The organism is Vibrio sp. Y29_XK_CS5 (assembly GCF_024181835.1).
GTDB lineage: Bacteria > Pseudomonadota > Gammaproteobacteria > Enterobacterales > Vibrionaceae > Vibrio > Vibrio harveyi.
The window spans coordinates 914,134-930,925 of record NZ_JAMZAM010000001.1 but is presented as its reverse complement, the minus strand read 5'-3'; the positions used below and the strand labels follow the sequence as shown (position 1 = coordinate 930,925).

The 16,792-nt window shown below is 43.0% G+C and carries 19 protein-coding genes and 1 pseudogene; 7 read left to right on the top strand and 13 right to left on the bottom strand.

What is annotated here, in order from left to right; genetic code table 11:
* Positions 1-5: 5 nt before the first annotated feature.
* The 6 genes from pntB (at position 6) to NL647_RS04140 (ending at position 5,922) form a co-directional block, all read left to right on the top strand.
* Entirely contained in the window at positions 6-1,400 is a 1,395-nt protein-coding gene (gene pntB, locus NL647_RS04165; RefSeq protein ID WP_005446861.1) for a Re/Si-specific NAD(P)(+) transhydrogenase subunit beta, read from the top strand.
* Between the two features lie 188 nt (positions 1,401-1,588).
* A complete protein-coding gene (gene vxrA / locus NL647_RS04160; protein ID WP_301182665.1) occupies positions 1,589-3,010 on the top strand; it encodes a sensor histidine kinase VxrA in 1,422 nt (473 codons plus the stop codon).
* A complete protein-coding gene (gene vxrB, locus NL647_RS04155; RefSeq protein ID WP_005446851.1) occupies positions 2,985-3,647 on the top strand; it encodes a response regulator transcription factor VxrB in 663 nt (220 codons plus the stop codon). Before vxrA ends, vxrB begins: the two co-directional genes overlap by 26 nt.
* Positions 3,648-3,655: 8 nt before the next feature.
* On the top strand, positions 3,656-4,537 hold the full coding sequence (locus NL647_RS04150; RefSeq protein ID WP_005446850.1) for a DUF2861 family protein: 882 nt from the start codon (positions 3,656-3,658) through the stop codon (positions 4,535-4,537).
* 59 nt (positions 4,538-4,596) lie between these two features.
* A complete protein-coding gene (locus tag NL647_RS04145; protein WP_253649688.1) occupies positions 4,597-5,724 on the top strand; it encodes a conjugal transfer protein TraF in 1,128 nt (375 codons plus the stop codon).
* Between the two features lie 42 nt (positions 5,725-5,766).
* Entirely contained in the window at positions 5,767-5,922 is a 156-nt protein-coding gene (locus NL647_RS04140; RefSeq protein ID WP_005446846.1) for a YoaH family protein, read from the top strand.
* A gap of 1,018 nt (positions 5,923-6,940) precedes the next feature.
* Here NL647_RS04140 and NL647_RS04135 read toward each other — a convergent pair.
* Both NL647_RS04135 and NL647_RS04130 read right to left on the bottom strand, forming a co-directional pair.
* The gene (locus NL647_RS04135) at positions 6,941-7,255 is read right to left on the bottom strand and encodes a hypothetical protein (RefSeq protein WP_005451803.1); all 315 of its coding nucleotides are present in this window, start codon (positions 7,253-7,255) and stop codon (positions 6,941-6,943) included.
* Between the two features lie 502 nt (positions 7,256-7,757).
* Positions 7,758-8,003: pseudogene (locus NL647_RS04130) on the bottom strand (phage protein); the annotation flags it as partial.
* A gap of 178 nt (positions 8,004-8,181) precedes the next feature.
* Here NL647_RS04130 and NL647_RS04125 point away from each other — a divergent pair.
* A complete protein-coding gene (locus tag NL647_RS04125; RefSeq protein ID WP_253649687.1) occupies positions 8,182-8,547 on the top strand; it encodes a regulator in 366 nt (121 codons plus the stop codon).
* Between the two features lie 46 nt (positions 8,548-8,593).
* On the opposite strand, the gene NL647_RS04120 is transcribed toward NL647_RS04125, so the two are convergent.
* From NL647_RS04120 to NL647_RS04070, 11 genes are all read right to left on the bottom strand, one after another.
* Positions 8,594-9,331 carry an HIRAN domain-containing protein gene (locus tag NL647_RS04120; RefSeq protein WP_253649686.1) on the bottom strand — a complete coding sequence of 246 codons (738 nt, stop codon included), beginning with the start codon at positions 9,329-9,331 and terminating at the stop codon, positions 8,594-8,596.
* On the bottom strand, positions 9,321-10,232 hold the full coding sequence (locus NL647_RS04115; RefSeq protein WP_253649685.1) for a HipA domain-containing protein: 912 nt from the start codon (positions 10,230-10,232) through the stop codon (positions 9,321-9,323). Before NL647_RS04115 ends, NL647_RS04120 begins: the two co-directional genes overlap by 11 nt.
* A gap of 248 nt (positions 10,233-10,480) precedes the next feature.
* Entirely contained in the window at positions 10,481-11,188 is a 708-nt protein-coding gene (locus NL647_RS04110; RefSeq protein WP_253649684.1) for a phospholipase D family protein, read from the bottom strand.
* 137 nt (positions 11,189-11,325) lie between these two features.
* A complete protein-coding gene (locus NL647_RS04105; RefSeq protein ID WP_253649683.1) occupies positions 11,326-11,649 on the bottom strand; it encodes a hypothetical protein in 324 nt (107 codons plus the stop codon).
* 752 nt (positions 11,650-12,401) lie between these two features.
* Positions 12,402-12,560, bottom strand: a complete 159-nt coding sequence (locus NL647_RS04100; protein ID WP_253649682.1) for a hypothetical protein — start codon at positions 12,558-12,560, stop codon at positions 12,402-12,404.
* On the bottom strand, positions 12,560-13,945 hold the full coding sequence (locus NL647_RS04095) for a zonular occludens toxin domain-containing protein (RefSeq protein WP_253649681.1): 1,386 nt from the start codon (positions 13,943-13,945) through the stop codon (positions 12,560-12,562). The genes NL647_RS04100 and NL647_RS04095 overlap by 1 nt, the downstream gene beginning before the upstream one ends.
* A 4-nt stretch (positions 13,946-13,949) precedes the next feature.
* On the bottom strand, positions 13,950-14,294 hold the full coding sequence (locus NL647_RS04090; protein WP_005445753.1) for a DUF2523 family protein: 345 nt from the start codon (positions 14,292-14,294) through the stop codon (positions 13,950-13,952).
* Position 14,295: 1 nt separating this feature from the next.
* Complete coding sequence (locus NL647_RS04085; RefSeq protein WP_253649680.1) at positions 14,296-15,786, bottom strand: hypothetical protein; 1,491 nt, start codon at positions 15,784-15,786, stop codon at positions 14,296-14,298.
* Positions 15,787-15,954: 168 nt separating this feature from the next.
* On the bottom strand, positions 15,955-16,197 hold the full coding sequence (locus NL647_RS04080; RefSeq protein WP_005445757.1) for a hypothetical protein: 243 nt from the start codon (positions 16,195-16,197) through the stop codon (positions 15,955-15,957).
* A 5-nt stretch (positions 16,198-16,202) separates the two neighbouring features.
* On the bottom strand, positions 16,203-16,430 hold the full coding sequence (locus tag NL647_RS04075; protein WP_045487871.1) for a hypothetical protein: 228 nt from the start codon (positions 16,428-16,430) through the stop codon (positions 16,203-16,205).
* Between the two features lie 3 nt (positions 16,431-16,433).
* Complete coding sequence (locus NL647_RS04070; protein WP_017190168.1) at positions 16,434-16,790, bottom strand: DUF1293 family protein; 357 nt, start codon at positions 16,788-16,790, stop codon at positions 16,434-16,436.
* Positions 16,791-16,792: the final 2 nt, after the last annotated feature.

Here is a 16,792-nt window from a genome sequence, read left to right as displayed (position 1 = left end):
AACCAATGTCTGCAGGATTAGTACAAGCGGCATACATCATTGCTGCGCTATTTTTCATCTTGAGTCTCGCGGGACTTTCTAAACAAGAATCGGCAAGAAACGGTAACTACTACGGTATTGCGGGTATGGCGATCGCGCTTATCGCGACGATCTTCAGCCCAAATGCGGAAGGTTTTGCGTGGATCATTATTGCAATGGTGATCGGTGGTGGTATCGGTATCCACTACGCGAAGAAAGTAGAAATGACTGAAATGCCAGAACTGGTTGCGATTCTACACAGCTTTGTAGGTATGGCAGCAGTACTTGTTGGCTTTAACAGCTACTTAGAGCCACCAGCACCAGTTTCAACTGACCTTGCTGGTATGCACGCTGAACACGTGATTCACCTTGTTGAAGTATTCCTTGGTGTATTCATCGGTGCAGTGACCTTTACCGGTTCTATCGTAGCGTTTGGTAAACTGCGTGGCATCATCTCATCATCGCCACTTAACTTGCCTCACAAGCACAAAATGAACCTTGCGGCGATCGTCGTTTCTACGCTTCTTATGATTTACTTCGTAAAAGCTGACGGCAGCATGTTCGCATTGATCATCATGACGCTAATAGCGTTTGCATTCGGCTACCATTTGGTTGCATCAATCGGTGGTGCAGATATGCCAGTAGTCGTTTCAATGCTGAACTCATACTCAGGTTGGGCAGCAGCAGCGGCTGGTTTCATGCTAGCAAACGATCTTCTGATCGTGACTGGTGCACTGGTTGGTTCTTCAGGCGCTATCCTGTCTTACATCATGTGTAAAGCAATGAACCGCTCATTCGTGAGTGTAATTGCAGGCGGCTTTGGTCAAGAAGTTGTGATTTCCAGTGATGAAGAGCAGGGCGAGCATCGTGAAACGTCTGCTGAAGAAGTTGCAGAAATGCTGAAGAACTCAAAATCAGTGATCATCACTCCGGGATACGGTATGGCAGTAGCTCAAGCGCAATACCCTGTTCACGAGATTACTGAAACGCTACGCGCTCAAGGAATCGAAGTTCGCTTTGGTATTCACCCAGTAGCGGGTCGCCTACCTGGCCACATGAACGTACTGCTAGCTGAAGCTAAAGTTCCTTACGATATCGTGCTAGAAATGGACGAGATCAACGATGACTTCCCAGAAACAGATACGGTTCTTGTTATCGGCGCGAACGATACAGTTAACCCAGCAGCACTAGAAGATCCAAATAGCCCAATTGCAGGTATGCCTGTATTGGAAGTTTGGAACGCGCAAAACGTAGTCGTATTCAAGCGTTCAATGAATACTGGCTATGCAGGTGTTCAGAACCCATTGTTCTTTAAAGAAAACACCTCAATGCTATTCGGTGATGCGAAAGAAAGTGTCGAGGCGATTTTCAAAGCACTTTAAAATAAGTTGCTTTAAAACTAATCAAGGTCAGCATTCGCTGGCCTTTTTTTGTGCTCTTTCAATGTTATAGTACTGCAAATCCTTAAGCCGTCTAATGTCATTTGCTTGTTTATTGATGTATAGTTCTGGCTAATATAACAAGTAACGGTAACAGTTTGATTAAACAGTTTTTGCTCCGTTCTGCTCTAATGCTGCCACTTTTTTCGGCACCCGCATTTGCAGATTCATTACCAGAACGAATAGATACATTTACAGAGCTATTTAATTATGAAGTGGCTCTTAAATCGTATGATATACGCATACTGCAATCTAACTACCCAACTAAGTTGCTTTCTCCGGATTCAATGCTGCCACAAACCGCAGATTACCCGCTGAAAGACATCCAGCAGTTGTACCGTTTGGCGAACACATGTCGCGGAAAATTACCGTTAAGCCCTTTAATTACTGAACCTTTGGTGTTTACGCGTGCCATATGTAAAGGGACGCAGCTTACACCACGTTGGTTTTCTCGAAGCGGTCTGATCCACCCAGGTGGTGGTACATACGCAGCGCGTTATGCGGAAAAGTATCCTGAGCTACGCAACAAACTTGCTCAGTACATGCATATCAAAGAGAGAAGTAATGATGAAGGAGATGAACTGCTTTCTAGCCTGCAAAACATGGATGACGATGCAATTAATGCACTCATCGCTGGCGCAAGTATGTTCATTGAAGGCAAAGAACTGTGGCTTCGCCGTGGCGACCATTATTTTGTATTCGCTAAAAACGTATGGCAGGAGAACGTTGCAAACGCCGGTCTGTCTTACGGTTTAGCATCAGAAAGCCGAAGCTGCTTCGTAAAACGTGGCAACATTTGTTGGGATGTGGAAGATCACTCGCAAGTGTTGCGGATCAGTATGATCATCCTCGTCATCGCCAACATTTTGTTGGTGATCGGTTGGGCGGTATATCGTTGGAATAGCAAACGTGAAGAAATGCGTAGCCGTATGTTGGTTCTGCAAATTTTAACGCACGAACTGAGAACGCCGATCGCATCATTGTCGCTAACTGTAGAAGGGTTTCGTCGAGAGTTTGAACACCTTCCGGAAAGTGTCTACGATGAATTCCGTCGATTGTGTGAAGATACGCGCCGATTACGCCAGTTAGCAGAAGCAAGTAAAGATTATTTGCAATCTGATAACCAAATGCTTGCAACAGACTGGGTTCCATCCGTTGCAGAATGGCTAGAATATAAGATTGAAGAAGAATTTGATAACGCTGTACTTTTCAAAATTAATGAAGATGTAGCTGCTAAAGTTAACGTGTATTGGCTCGGGACCTGTATCGATAACTTGCTGCGTAACGCATTGAAGTATGGCGAAGCACCGGTAGAACTTCGTGTTGAAACCAGTGCAGAAAAAATCATTATCCAAGTCATAGATGCCGGCAGCTTGACTGCAAAAGATTGGGCAAACCTAAGAAAACCGTTTGTTAGTAAGAGCGGACTAGGGCTTGGATTAACAATAGTTGAATCAATGGTAGGCCGCATGGGCGGAAAAATGTCCCTAATGGGACCACCTACAACCTTTATATTGGAGATACCTTGTGAAACAGACACTGCTTCTCGTTGAGGACGATAAAAACTTGGCTGACGGCCTGTTAGTAAGCCTGGAACAAGCAGGATATGAGTGTTTACATGTGGAGCGTATTTCAGACGTTGAGCCACAATGGAAAAAGGCTGACTTAGTCATTCTCGATCGCCAACTGCCTGATGGTGATTCGGTACAATCACTTCCTGAATGGAAAAAAATTAAAGATGTCCCAGTTATTCTGCTGACTGCACTGGTGACAGTTAAAGATAAAGTTGCGGGTCTTGACTCTGGCGCGAACGATTACTTAACAAAACCGTTTGCTGAAGCGGAGCTATTTGCACGTATTCGTGCACAGTTGCGTGCACCAGATTCAGCAGAACAAGGTAATGCCGATAAAGTCATGACTAAAGACCTAGAAATCGACCGTGCAACACGCGAAGTCGTTTTCAAAGGGGAGATGATCACTTTGACTCGTACCGAGTTTGACTTGTTATTGTTCTTAGCATCAAACCTAGGTCGTGTCTTTACTCGTGATGAGCTACTTGACCATGTATGGGGTTACAACCATTTCCCAACCACACGCACTGTAGACACACACGTACTGCAGCTTCGCCAGAAGTTACCAGGTCTTGAAATCGAAACGCTTCGCGGCGTTGGTTACAAGATGAAAGCGTAAGAACAAGAATGAAAACACTACTTCCTGTAGTTCTATCATTACTGTTAGTGAAACCAGTCCATGCAACGGACTGGTTTCAATCCAACACACCGCTGACACAAGCACACCAACATCTTTTAGAAGATGACCTCGGTGGCATGTTCAACTCTCTTGTCGAACTTTGGCAAAGTGAACCTAATAAAGAACTAAGACCACACCTTAATGACTTGCTCGCTCAATCACTATCAAAAGACTGTGGAAAATCTTTAACGGGAGTGACTCTACCGGAGTGGATAAGCGGGATTAACGTTATCCGTCAAACCATACAAAGCCCCGGGCGTGATACCTATCGCTTAGTCGTTAAGCTACGTGCAACAACCGACATCGATGACATTTCTTTTCGTCGTTGGGTTGATAGCTCAATCTCGGCGGATAGTTCTTTTAACTACGAAGAGCCACAACAAGGGACGGAATTAGCCAACGAACGTAACTTCCTCAAGCGCTATAACCTTACGGGTAAACTAGACGCTGGCTTATACCACCTATCTGTGACGACAAAAGACAAACGCACTTACAGAACTTGGGTCATATTAGGTGATTCAAATTCTTCACAATATGTTCGTTGGACCTCCAAAGAAAATTGGAAAGTAGAAAAGAGCGCGCTACGCAACCCGCATTGTCCTTTACCACAACTTGAAGTCGGGCTTTACGATTACGTTGAAGGCCAGTATGAACAAGTGTGGAAAAAAACGTATGAGTCGAACTATCCAAACTCATTAGAGTTAGAGGGAATACCAAATGATCGCTATGTTTTAGCTGTAAGTATCAACAGTCGTCGTTGGCAAGGTGACATTATTGTTGAGCAAGCTCAAACTATTAGCCGAACCTATGATGTTTCTCTCGAAGAATAGCTAAAGAAATTACATTTGTGCCGATATAAGTTCAGGAAGAACGAAAACACAAGTGTAGTATGAAGACACAATTCAAAATTTTAGCCACCACCATGACTGCAGCGCTGTTCTCCGGCGCTGCTTCTGCTGCAACTTACGCAATTGAAGCACGCAGTGATGCGATGGGTGGAGTGGGCACTGTATCTGCCTCTTACCTAACCGCGCCATTCTTTAACCCAGCACTGACCGCAATCTATCGCCGTAACGATGATGCAGGCATGATCGTGCCAAGTTTCGGTATCAATTATAACGACCAAAACGGTCTGATTGATGAAATCGAAAGAATCGGCAAACTCACAGATCCAGCAGAGATCGCAAAAGGTCTGAATGGCATCAACGGTCAAAAAATGGATTTCGATATCGGTGGTGTTGTTGCTGTTGGTATCCCTAACAAATTCCTATCTGCGACCGCTTACGGCAAGCTCTACACCGAATCCTTTGTTCAACCGGAAGTTAACGACGTTACGGACATTGACAAAAACTACGTTCGCGGCGTTTCAATCGGTGTAGCGGAGGCGGGGATCTCTTTAGCGAAATACGCTAACTTCATGAATCAACACTTGTCCTTTGGTATCACTCCAAAACTGCAGCGTATATACACTTACTCATACGCTACAAGTTTTGCGTCTTTCGATACCAAAGATCTTCGCGAAAATGAAACCGCAGAAACCATGTTTAACCTAGATGCCGGTGCATTGTGGTTCTTCGGTCCTTACCGATTAGGTATTTCAGCTAAAAACTTGATTGGTCGTGATGTGAAAACAAAAGCGTTTACGTTCACTCAGGGCGGAAATAATTACAACATCAATTCATATGAGTACAGCATGCGTCCGCTTTACACTGTGGGTGCAGGCTACGTAGCGGACTACTTTAGCTTTAGCGTTGACTACGATTTGAATGAAGAGAAAAGGTTTTCTACGTTCGATGACAACACTCAAATGATTCGTGCCGGTTTCGAAATCGATGTACTGCGTCAACTAGCTCTGCGTGGCGGTTACATGAAAAACCTAGCGCGTTCAGATGACGAAGGCACAATTACTGCAGGTATCGGACTATCACCGTTAAATCTAATCGAAGTAGATATCGCCGCACGGTACACTAACGAAGACGCAATGGGGGCTTCAATTAATTTCCTTGCGACCTACTAAGCGAATCGTTATAGTCAGCTCCTCACAATGAGGAGCTTTTTTATGTTTGACGATTTACCACCTCTGTCCCACGAAGAACAACAACAAGCTGTTGAGCGCATCCAAGAATTGATGACGAAAGGGACGAGCACAGCAGAAGCAATCAAGATTGTTGCAGAGCAGATTCGAGCCGAATACGCAGCAAAGCAACAAAGCTAAGAAAATTCCAAAGAGCAGGGCAATGACCCTGCTTTTTTGTATCTATCGAAAATCAAGTCCTCCCGCAGCAATAGTCTCGCCAATCAATTAAAATCCGACGTGACCACGTCACCAAAAGCAAGTGCAAAACAACCGTTACCACTAGTGTAGTGAATTAGTAAAATTTTACTAATTTATATTAACCCTCACACCCCCAGGCTGGTGTGAATGTATGACAATCACATAAAAACAACGTAAATAGATTATATTTCAATGAGTTACAAAAGAATAAATCTCCACGACGAACAATGCCAAACAACCATTGTGTAATTTAATTACAGATCGATTATTTGCGAATAATTTGGGTAGTGATTTATGCTGTAAAAATCTAAAAGAGACAGCGTCACAACAAATTTTCAGAACTTAGCTTGTGAATACCGGGCTATTAGAGAACAGTAAGCGCTTGCGAACAAAATTTGGTCGAGACACAAATTCCCGCCTTAAAATAAGGCGACATCAAAAAACAATCGGATTAGGGGTATGAAGAAATAAAATCTAAAGCAGTAGAATCGATGTAAATGATCTTCAAGTTACATCTATGCGTGTCTATGGAGGGGTAAGCGTTTTACTAAGTAGTTACCGCGTCACAACGAAAGACTGGAACAGAGCCAAGTGTAGATTCACGCTCTCGTTCAAATAGCCGTACATCTCTAGATGGTCACACGGAGCAGTAAAAAAGAACCAGGAAGAAACGAGACTAAGAAGTTTGAATTACATTATTTCGAGAAAGGAATGTATTACCCGTCTAAGCATCATGTACAAACATTAAGCCAAAAACTTAAACCTTGCGACGAGCTTCAGACCTACACTAATGATGATTTACATAGTGGCAATCGACTCGCTACCTTTGTCATGTCTATTGACCTAGACAGGCTTCAAGAAAGTTAAGTTTTACGTACCAATGATCAGTGAGAAGCCTATTAAAAAGCCGAACCCTTGGCGATGGGGTTCGGCTTTTTTGCATGAAGCAGAGAGAAAATTAGAAGTTGTATTGCGAAATTTGAGTTGGGGTACCAATGTCAGTCATTGGTTGTGATGCTTTAATCGTGTTGATCTTCATTTGACCACGGTTGAACCAAAATTCAACTCGTTCACCATTGGTTAGCTTTAAGCGATAACGGGTCTCTAAGCGCTGAAAAGAGCCATTGCATTCAAAGTCCTCATATTGGATGTCTAACCCGACAACCTGATCTTGCTGATGACCATTGTTAAAATAGAAATGGTTCGTTTTGAAATCTGCCTGTTTTAATAAATCCAGCATCAATGCTAGCGAATCCGCTGTGAAAATAACCATACGATGGTTCTCCTACCTGTCTTGTCTTATTTATATTGTTTTATTTAGAGCAGCGAAAGAATATATAGGAGAGACTTATTGATGTATGTAAGGAATAGTAAGGAGCAGTAATCCTAAACGTACCTTTGTTAACAGTGCGTTAGATGGGTAGGGAGTCAGCTTTAATTGGTTGCTTAGTCTTTTCGCTCATTGTCAAAGAGGATTCCAACAACGGGCAGGGAACCAATACATTTTAGTGAGTAAATTCAATACCCAAACTACATGCAAATGAGATTGCATTTATAAATCATATTTTGGCCCAAAAACTGAGGAGTATCTACGTTGTCCAACCAATCTTATAACAACCTAAACCCACTCATGAACTCGATAAATCAAACCTCAAGCTCATTGTTAATAGAAAGTCGAGATTTATGGTTCAATAAAAAGCCTGTTGTCCTAGACGGATATCGCTTCAAGAACTGCCGATTTGACGGGTGTGAGTTGTTCGTGCGAACAACAAACCACGCCAAAATACAAAGCTTTCCAATTCTTTAGGGCTGAACTCGCGACCTGATGGTGTGATGATAATAGCTCGTTGCTCACAAACACGAAAACCAGACCAACGAATATCATTGGGCAAGTAACCAAGTGATTTGATGAGTAGAAGTTTTTCTGCCATTGGATTAACAGGCATCGTGCCATCAAGCCAACAAACAACAGTTGGTTTGGTAACGTGAAAGTAATCAGCGCCTTGCTTAAATGACTTAAACGTTTAAAACTAGCAAAATTAAAAATTACGGCTTGGTTATCAGACACTTATGAAAGGCTTAATCAAAGAGTTAGCAATTGTTAAATTCCAACCCCTTGGTACGCATTATATTTGCTTATGTTTAATGCAGTTGCATATTCGATATTTATAATATGTTCCTCTTTTGAGGGACAATTCAATGAAGTATCACGAAATGACAAAAAACTATATTTTTCGTGAGTTTGAATGTGGTTTATCCGTCGAACAAGCTGCTGAACTTTGTTTGAAAACTGTGAGAACAGTCAAAGAATGGGATAAGGGAAAAACTATTCCACCGGAGTGTAAGAGGCTCATGCGGATGACAAAAGGAAGAGAACTCAGTTCTTCTGAACAATGGGAGCACTTCAAGATGCACCATGACAGATTAGAGCTACCGACAGGGCAGCTGGTGACGCCTCAACAAATATTGACAGGTATTGCATTGTTAGAAATAGGATCTCTCACTGACCTAGAGACCGCCGGTAAAGTATTGAAATATGCAAGAGCATTAAAAAGAATGATGTAGTAGCACAATTATGAATAACAAAAAGCTCCTAAAAGGAGCTTTATCGTTAAGTAAGGGGTAGATATTCTTTGTTAGCCATAAATAAACTTCTATCACTTTCTGACATTTGCCCACTAAGCTTACACATTAGCTTGTAGTTGATAGGAGCGTCATTTGATAACATTTCAACTGTCAGTTCTACTTTGCTTTCTTTGCTGAGCAATAGTTTATTGATATCCGCTGCGAGGTACCTAGGGCAATATCCTACAATCTGTGTAGGGCTGTCAGCTCGAATTAAAACTGCATCTTTATCGTGGTCATTTTGGCAATCTAAGCAAAGGTAGAGCTTTTCACCTACTTCAAGTTTGTTGACTCTCTCTTCAGCATCACTTTGGAGGTGTCTTAGCCCATGAACAAAGAAAAAGTGTTCAAAACTAAGATCCTTTTCAAGATCGATTCGTTTGAAGGTTTGTAGTTGATCTGTTCCTCTCAAGCCTCCCGAACGAGCCAAAATATCCAATGGATTTACTTCTTGAGCGTCTAATGATAACCATTTGATAAAAGTAGGGTACTCGGGTCTTTTTTCAGAAAGAAGGCGATTTTTGAACAAAGGGAATAAATCAATTGAGTTATAAGTTTTCGTCAAATCCTCCATTCCGCTAAAAGGAACGAATTTTTCAGATTTTTTAGCTCCATGAGTATACCTAAAGACATAACTTCCAGCGCTTTCTGATAACTGACCTACAACATACCAAGTTCGGGTATCTGGGGCCTGCCACGCTAGGTATACTTGTTTACTTTTCATTATCTAGTAGCCTTTTCTTATTCTCTAATACCATTTGTTTTGCAAACTCTCTCGCTAATTCGGAGATCACTGTATTCGGAATTTTCGAAAAGATACGTTCAATTTTTTCATCACTTAATTCTTTAAGTTTATTAATCCAAAACTTTTTAGCATTTGGTCGCTCTTCAACTGCATGCCAAAACGCCTCATCAGTTTTTAACGGTCTCTTGTCTTTTTTCAGTTTAAAAAGCTCACTTCGAGCGCGTCTGACAAAAGTATGAATTTGTCTACCTCTATCCTTGCTCTCAAGCCTATCTTTACGCTCATCATCCAACAACTCTCGACCAAGACTCGCTGCATGATCGTATGTAGGACATAACATCATGCGACCATCAGAGTTATCTAAAATAATAGCCCAATTTTCGTGATGTCGATCTTGATTACTAACTAAGGCGTCCAACATCAGATATCCACAAAAAAGATCTGCAGCAGACAATCCCTCTAAGTCATACTCAGAATCAGGTAATTCGAATTTTTCGCTTGATAAAACACCAAGTACTCGGCTAACCGTGTGCTCCTTAACGCGAACGTTTGTAGAGTCCGGGTAATGGGTTGGGCTATCCTTATGCAAAACTTCGTTACCCATAACCATACGGCAATCTTTTGCGATGATATTTGGAGTAATAATCCCAAATCTACCATCTAGAGTTGCCATTTCATAAGTCGCGTGAGGAATTCCGAGCTCATGGCACAACTGTTCAGCAACTTTTTCTGACCAGTGTTCACCTGTGTTCTCTCGCGAGAACTTAAACAAATACTTTGTTTGTTGATTTTGAAAATTGAACCAAAACTTCTCTTTTGTCCCTAACTGTTCAAGGTCTACAGCGTTAAGGCAAGCAAGTTCTTTCACTATAAATGTCATTATGAGCTCTTTAAGACGCGCGGACACTAACAGATTTATAAGTTAATATCCACACTTATTTTCTAGACAACATCTGAAGTTACACAGATACCTGTAGTTTGTGTATTTTTAACAATAAATACAACGAGGTATGTCAAAATAAACAAAGAAAATTGCGTTTAGACGATAGCTTTTACCGAAAAATCAAAACAGTTAGCAATGTTTGAGATAGAGTGACAGATAAGGAGCAACTGGACACCTTAACTTTATCAGAGTTTAAGGGTTTCAGGCCAAAGAAAGTAGGGACCAAATCGTTTGCTGAACTTAAATTCTCCACCATGTTCTTTACCTATGTCAGTCAAAGTGTGTTTTCCATCTTCAAAAGAAAGATAACCTTTGCTTACGCACATTTGAATAAAGTCTTCGGTTTTTAACCTATGCTTTTTAGCAAGCTTAGAAGAAGTGAGCTTTGATTCATCTTCTGAGGATATAGAACCGTCATAGTGAGTAATATCAACTTCGTTTGATATTACTTTTTCAAGCAAAATTCTAACTTCATCACTTATCCGAATGATACGTTGAGCTTCTTCATACGAGTCTTTGTAGATATTTGCATCTTCATCTCGGTCTATAAAGATACCCATTTCATTGTTGTTTACTTGACTGAACTCATAAAGGTTTAGGCTTGTAATGATACAAGAACTTTCGTTCATGTAGCACTTTGCATGTAGATTTTTACAAAAGCTGGTACGTACGAATGAGAGACCTTTCAGCCAGTTTATTTCATCCGGTTGTAACTCACTTTTGCCATAAACAATCCTGATATCTATTTTAAGGCGGTCTTTGTCTTCGAGTAATTCTTTTATACGGTCATTTAACTTTAAAAAAGGGCTGATTAAAATTAACCTTTCAGATGCATTTTTGATAAGTTCTTCGAGATAGTAGTTTGTAGCACTTGTGTTTAAAAATTTTGCCATTTGACACCCTTGGATATGAGGTATGATGCATACAAATTACGTTTAAAGTTGCTGAAAATCAACTTATCTAAATTTAAAACGCGCGCCAAAGTAGCCACGCGCTTTAGTCTTTTCTTTGAAGAGTTTAAGCTTTAGACTTAGATTCTAAATTCCATGTATTCACCTAACCCATCAACTAACAAAGCAATATCGATCGTTACAAATGAACTCACTTCGAGATCATCCAAAATAAGTTCGATTGCATATGTCACATCTCCTTTAGCTTCTCGTCGCTTACTTGAAATAAGTGTTTCAATTAGGTTTAGTCGTCCTACGAAAGTAGTCTCTACTGAGACTAACTTCTCCCATCTTTCAAGCTCTGCAATACGTCTCCTAACAGTATCTGCTGCTTTTTTATGTTCATCTTTACTGCCATCTAGGGGAGAAACAGAATAAGTAAATAAAAAATCGTGGCTTGTCATAACAGTCCTTTTAAATCGTTTTAGTCGTTTAACTTCAAACTAGACGACTTTTCTCCTATTGCATCTCCAGAGAATTGTCAGTCCAGTTTTAAATATTGTGTCGATACCGAATTGAAGGTTCAACAAACAAATTTAATCATATCAATAGATTAACACAATTGCATATGCAATTGTGTTGGCTTATTTGTTTAAACGGTTTAGGAAAAAGGTGGAATTTACCCCCGTAATACAGATTCGGGGGTTTGACCTCCCGCGCACGTAGCGCAATCGTCCTAGCCCGTCCTCACTTGCTACGCGCTCTGGTCGGTAGGTCTCATCTGATACAGGAAAAGCCTTGCTCGACACTCGCAAAGCTTTGATGTTGATGGTTCGGTTTGTTCCAGTAGGTTCGAACGCCTTTGATGTGGAGAGTCTCTGCAAGGCAGATTCTGGCAGGGCGAGGGGTGGTATTACCTATTTAGGCTTGGGCAGATAGGGACACTCGCCAGTCTAAGCAAGTGCCCAAGATCGACAGTAGTGGGTGGCTCGGTGCTTCGTCGTCGCTTCGCAACTCCTTATATCTCGGTGACTCCCTTCGGTCGGGGCGATGCCCAATCCGCTCTAACCATAAATGGCTTTGCTCATCGCTATCTCAAACCGTAAAACAAATAGCCTACGTTCTTGAAGCTGCTCAAATGTCGGTGGTCCAACTAAAACGAACGCGCCAAGCGGGGAGTTATAGACCGCACGATTAAACCGCTCTGATGTCATCTTCATTGTCCGTTTTCCTTATTCAGATAGTCAGCCAACATTCGAACACCACTACGAAAGAGATCGTAAACGATGATGACTATGATCGCGTTAAGCATGGAGAGATGGTCAAACAGTTCGATGATTTCGAGCAGTTGCCCATGGGTTACGTATTCGTTCATTAGCTTTCATCGCCTCCAAACAGCCCACCAACAGGCTTGAGCTCAATGTCTGATTTCTGGTTTTGCGCAATCTGCTCATAGGGTGAACACGTCACAAAGAAGTTAGATTCACCGTCCGATAGCTTCACCAAGCAATCGTCGAGGTATTCCATCTGAACGCCGACTTTCTTTAGGAATACATCATCAAGATAAGACACACCTCGAGGCGTGGTGATTTCGAAATGAACATTCACGTAAACCACCTTTTTCTTGTACCAGCGCTCAACCGCTGAGACATAGATACTTTCAGAATTCGATAGTGGGAACCAAGCTGGAACCGAGCCTACATCATAATAAGACCGACCATCGCAACCAGCGCCCGAACAATCAGAACCACCAGAACCCACGACAGAATGAACCGCATGGTTTTGATTAGGGCGCGTTTGACGGTTTGAAGATGAAACAGCAACTTGCTGCGAAGTTTGATGAGCTGGCGTTCCTTGCGAAGATGTCTCCTCAGAACCAGAAAAAATACCAATAAGCGCATACGTTAAATATCCCATTGAAAGAATGAAGATAGCCACAGCGGCTAAGAACTTAGGATTAAGAAAGATGTTCTTACCAAGCCCCGATTTAGTGATTTGCCCAGTCACCGTAGAGGCATAGAGCAAATGCACATCGAGAGGGACTTTCAGGTTGTAAACCACATCATCTTTACTTGGCACCGTGACAGTACGAAGCGGGTCATGCTCCAATATTCTTGGCTTACGATTAGAAAAGAAGATCCCGTCTTTCCCTTTGTGTTGCTTTGCCAGCTCGGCGACGCCTTTTAACTCTTTAGGGATTTGAGCGAAGTCGGGCGTCAGTAACACAATGTCCCAGTTGTAGTGGCGATGCTCCATAAACGCGTTGTTGAAGTTCTCGGGATAGATGATGCGACCTTGCTCATCAAATCGGGTACGTTGGCAGTCATCGACTTCACCACGGTCTAAACTGGAGGTATCTACAGTAAGCCAGCGAGAGTGGAAGATTTCCGAGAATCCTTGTGGTAAGTGAGGCTCAAAATCAGAGAAAGGGCGCTTGTGTATGTTCGCCATCTTGAAGCCAGCATTGGTGGAATAGATTTGCTGACACTCATCGATGAGGATAAAAGAGCCAATAGGTGCCCAGCAGAAAAAGTACTTCCAAAGCTCGAAGCCGTCAGGGTTTCGAGAGCTAATGCGGATAAGGCGCGCGCTATCGGGAAACTTCTCACCGAGTCTTTTCTCGATCACTTCTAAGGGCTGCATACCATGGATGTTAGTAATACAGACTCGACCTTCACGAAGTGCCGGAAGTAGGTCAAACCATACTGCGCATGCTGATTTGTAAGAGCCGCCATGACCGTATCGAAATGAAGTTGCCATGTTATCACCAGTTAAAGAAGCGCATGACAAGCGAAGCGGCAAACGAGTCAAAGATAACCCGCAAGCCAGACGTCACCCCGTACTGAGTTAGGATGTAACGCACGTCAGAGGGAAGGGAATTAAAGTTACTCTCAATCAAGGTATAGACGCCATAGTCTGCCAGTAACGTCTGCGCGATCCTCAATGAAATCTGAATAGATGCGATTTTGATATCCAGCCAAATGGAGATGCACCACAGCGCACCATACTCGACACAATTAATGATCAGGTCAGGGATGTTTTGAATGAAGTCGAGCAGCGTTTGACCAACATTGGCAATGAACTCCAAAGCTGCGTAGATGTAATCCATGTTATTTACTCCTAGGACCGAACAAGATCCAAAGTGCTATCAAAGCGCAGATAAACAGCACCACTGGGCGAACGTAGCCAGAGACCGAATCGAAACGTTGTAAACCCGATTCAACCGTGGTGCCTTTAACGGTGAATGACTTATCACTGAGTGAGCCGTTATTAAAATTGGTGCTAATAGAGACAAGCCCTTTCACTTGGTCGACGTAATCTTGAATCGATTGACGCTTGTCGTGAATGGTTTCGTTTATGGATACAAAGTCATCTGAAGAGAAGATAACCTCGGCAACGTCCTCACCATTGGGTGAACCAAAGTTACCGCCCGTAAGCAGTCCTTTAATGTCATCTAGATTGCCGTTCAAATCGCCAACGGAAGCATCAAGTTCTTTGAGTCCTTTGACGGTTGCGTTGGTGTTCTTATTGACGGCGGTGGTGATGTCACCATTCGCTTGTTGGATGAGCGCTTTGGTGTTGTTGTAAATTTTGTTGTCGTTGATTTGCTGCTTTTGAATGGCTTGCGTGTTGCCGACCACCGAGGCTTTTAGGTCAATGACCGCATTGTTAATCTTGGCGTGGGATTCATTCACATCGACGTTTAAGTCATGAATGCCACTGTTCACGTCAGCATTAAGCCCTTTAATCGCGGAAAGAACTGCCGTGTCTGTTGAACCATCGGTGTCCGGGTCTTCCACATCTGGCTTGTCATTCACATCAGGAGGCGTCACCGTATTGGTGGAGTCATCGGGTAAGACGCTTGGGTCTTCGATGTCACCCGTAGGGTCATCAGGTTTATGCTCTGGGTCGTCGGGGTTATCAGGATCAAATGGCTCATCTGGACCATTCTTTCCCCAAAATAGTGTGCCGCCATCGCATTGTTTTCCAGTAAAGACAAACTGTGACGTGCAAGTCGTGTTTTGCGTAAACTCACCAGAATCCGCATCAGTACATACCGTCACTGAAACCGGAGGACGACGCAGCTCACATCGAGTGGCACCGAAATCACCATAACAGGCGCCCGTCACTTCAGGACCATAAACATACGCTGACCAATGAAGCAGCTTTTGTTCATCAACAGACTGCTTAAACTGGCAAGCATCCATACAAGAGCCGTCAGGGTTTTCACCAAACTCACATTGGGATTCACACAATCGGGTAGTCGGATTGTATTCCTGATTTTCAGGGCAGGTATCTTGAAACTCCCAGTTAAACCAAATCCGATGTTGAACCGAGTTACGAGTATAAATAACCGAAGCAGAAGGACCGATTTGGATAGAAATACAGTTGATGCCGTTAGGCAAAATCTTCCGAAGAGGAATGGTTTTATTACCCGAGGAATAACCGATATAAGAGCCCACACCGATGTTCGCACATTGGCGAGCAAGCGGCTCTTCACCACTGTTAACGAAGCTGGTTACCTTGGCATAAAAGACTTGGTTAGCATTTGCGTAAAAGGACAGCAAAAGTAACGGCAGGATGTGAAGTAGTTTTTTCATAGAACAACCAAGAAAAAAGGGAGCCGAAGCCCCCTGATTCACTGATTAGTGAGTATTGATGCCACTCACAAAGCCATGGAGAAATGCCCCCGCAAAAGCAACACCTAGAACGATAGCGAGAACATCCCCAAGTAAATTACCAGATATCGGAGGCATAGAGACGAACCGTTACTTACGAAGGAAGCCAACAATCATCGTTACACCAAAGCCCAGTGCCGCCATACCGATAAGACCTGCAACCGTCAACGATACGTTAGCTTGACCACTGGTTGTGGCAGCCGTGATGGCATCGGTGATGCCGTCAGCAAATGCAGGCGAAACCGACGCGACCATAAGCGCAGCACCCACCGCGACTTTCTTGTTTACCACGGCGCTTTTTACGTTATTTACAACAAGTTCTAGTTTTTTCATAAGAATTACCTTTTACTCATAAGGCGAACAACACGGCCTGACCAATGCCCAACAATCATGTTGACCAAAAGCACGCCACTTACATATAAGAACAGGTCGCTATTGAAGGCGACAGGCTCTTGATATTGATTGAAGTCAGTGACCGACATCATCACGTAAGAACTACAGTGCTGAGTAGATTCTCCAGTGGCTTGAAGCCAACCACGACGAGTAACATCGACACAAATAGGCATGGATTAACCTTGCGCTTTCATTGAAGTTTCAAAGTGCTTCTTGATTTCTTGGTCGACGGGGATCAACTCCGTCACAATCGCACCGGCCAATGGGTCGTCTGGATTGATTTCCAAACGCAGCTCGTATTCACGGCGAGGAACAAGCGCACCAGTGCGTTCAAGGAGCAGGGCGTAAGTATGATCAATCATCAAAGGTTGATCCCATTGCGGGTTAACATCACCCGATTCGCCAATGGTGCGACGCTTGAATTTCTCCGAGTTAATTTCACGTAGTGGACGTGACACGTTCAGTTGCGCACTGTCACCACGCGCTGAGTTCCAAGTGATGTCCATGCCTAGAACAAAAACAGATTTAGCCATTT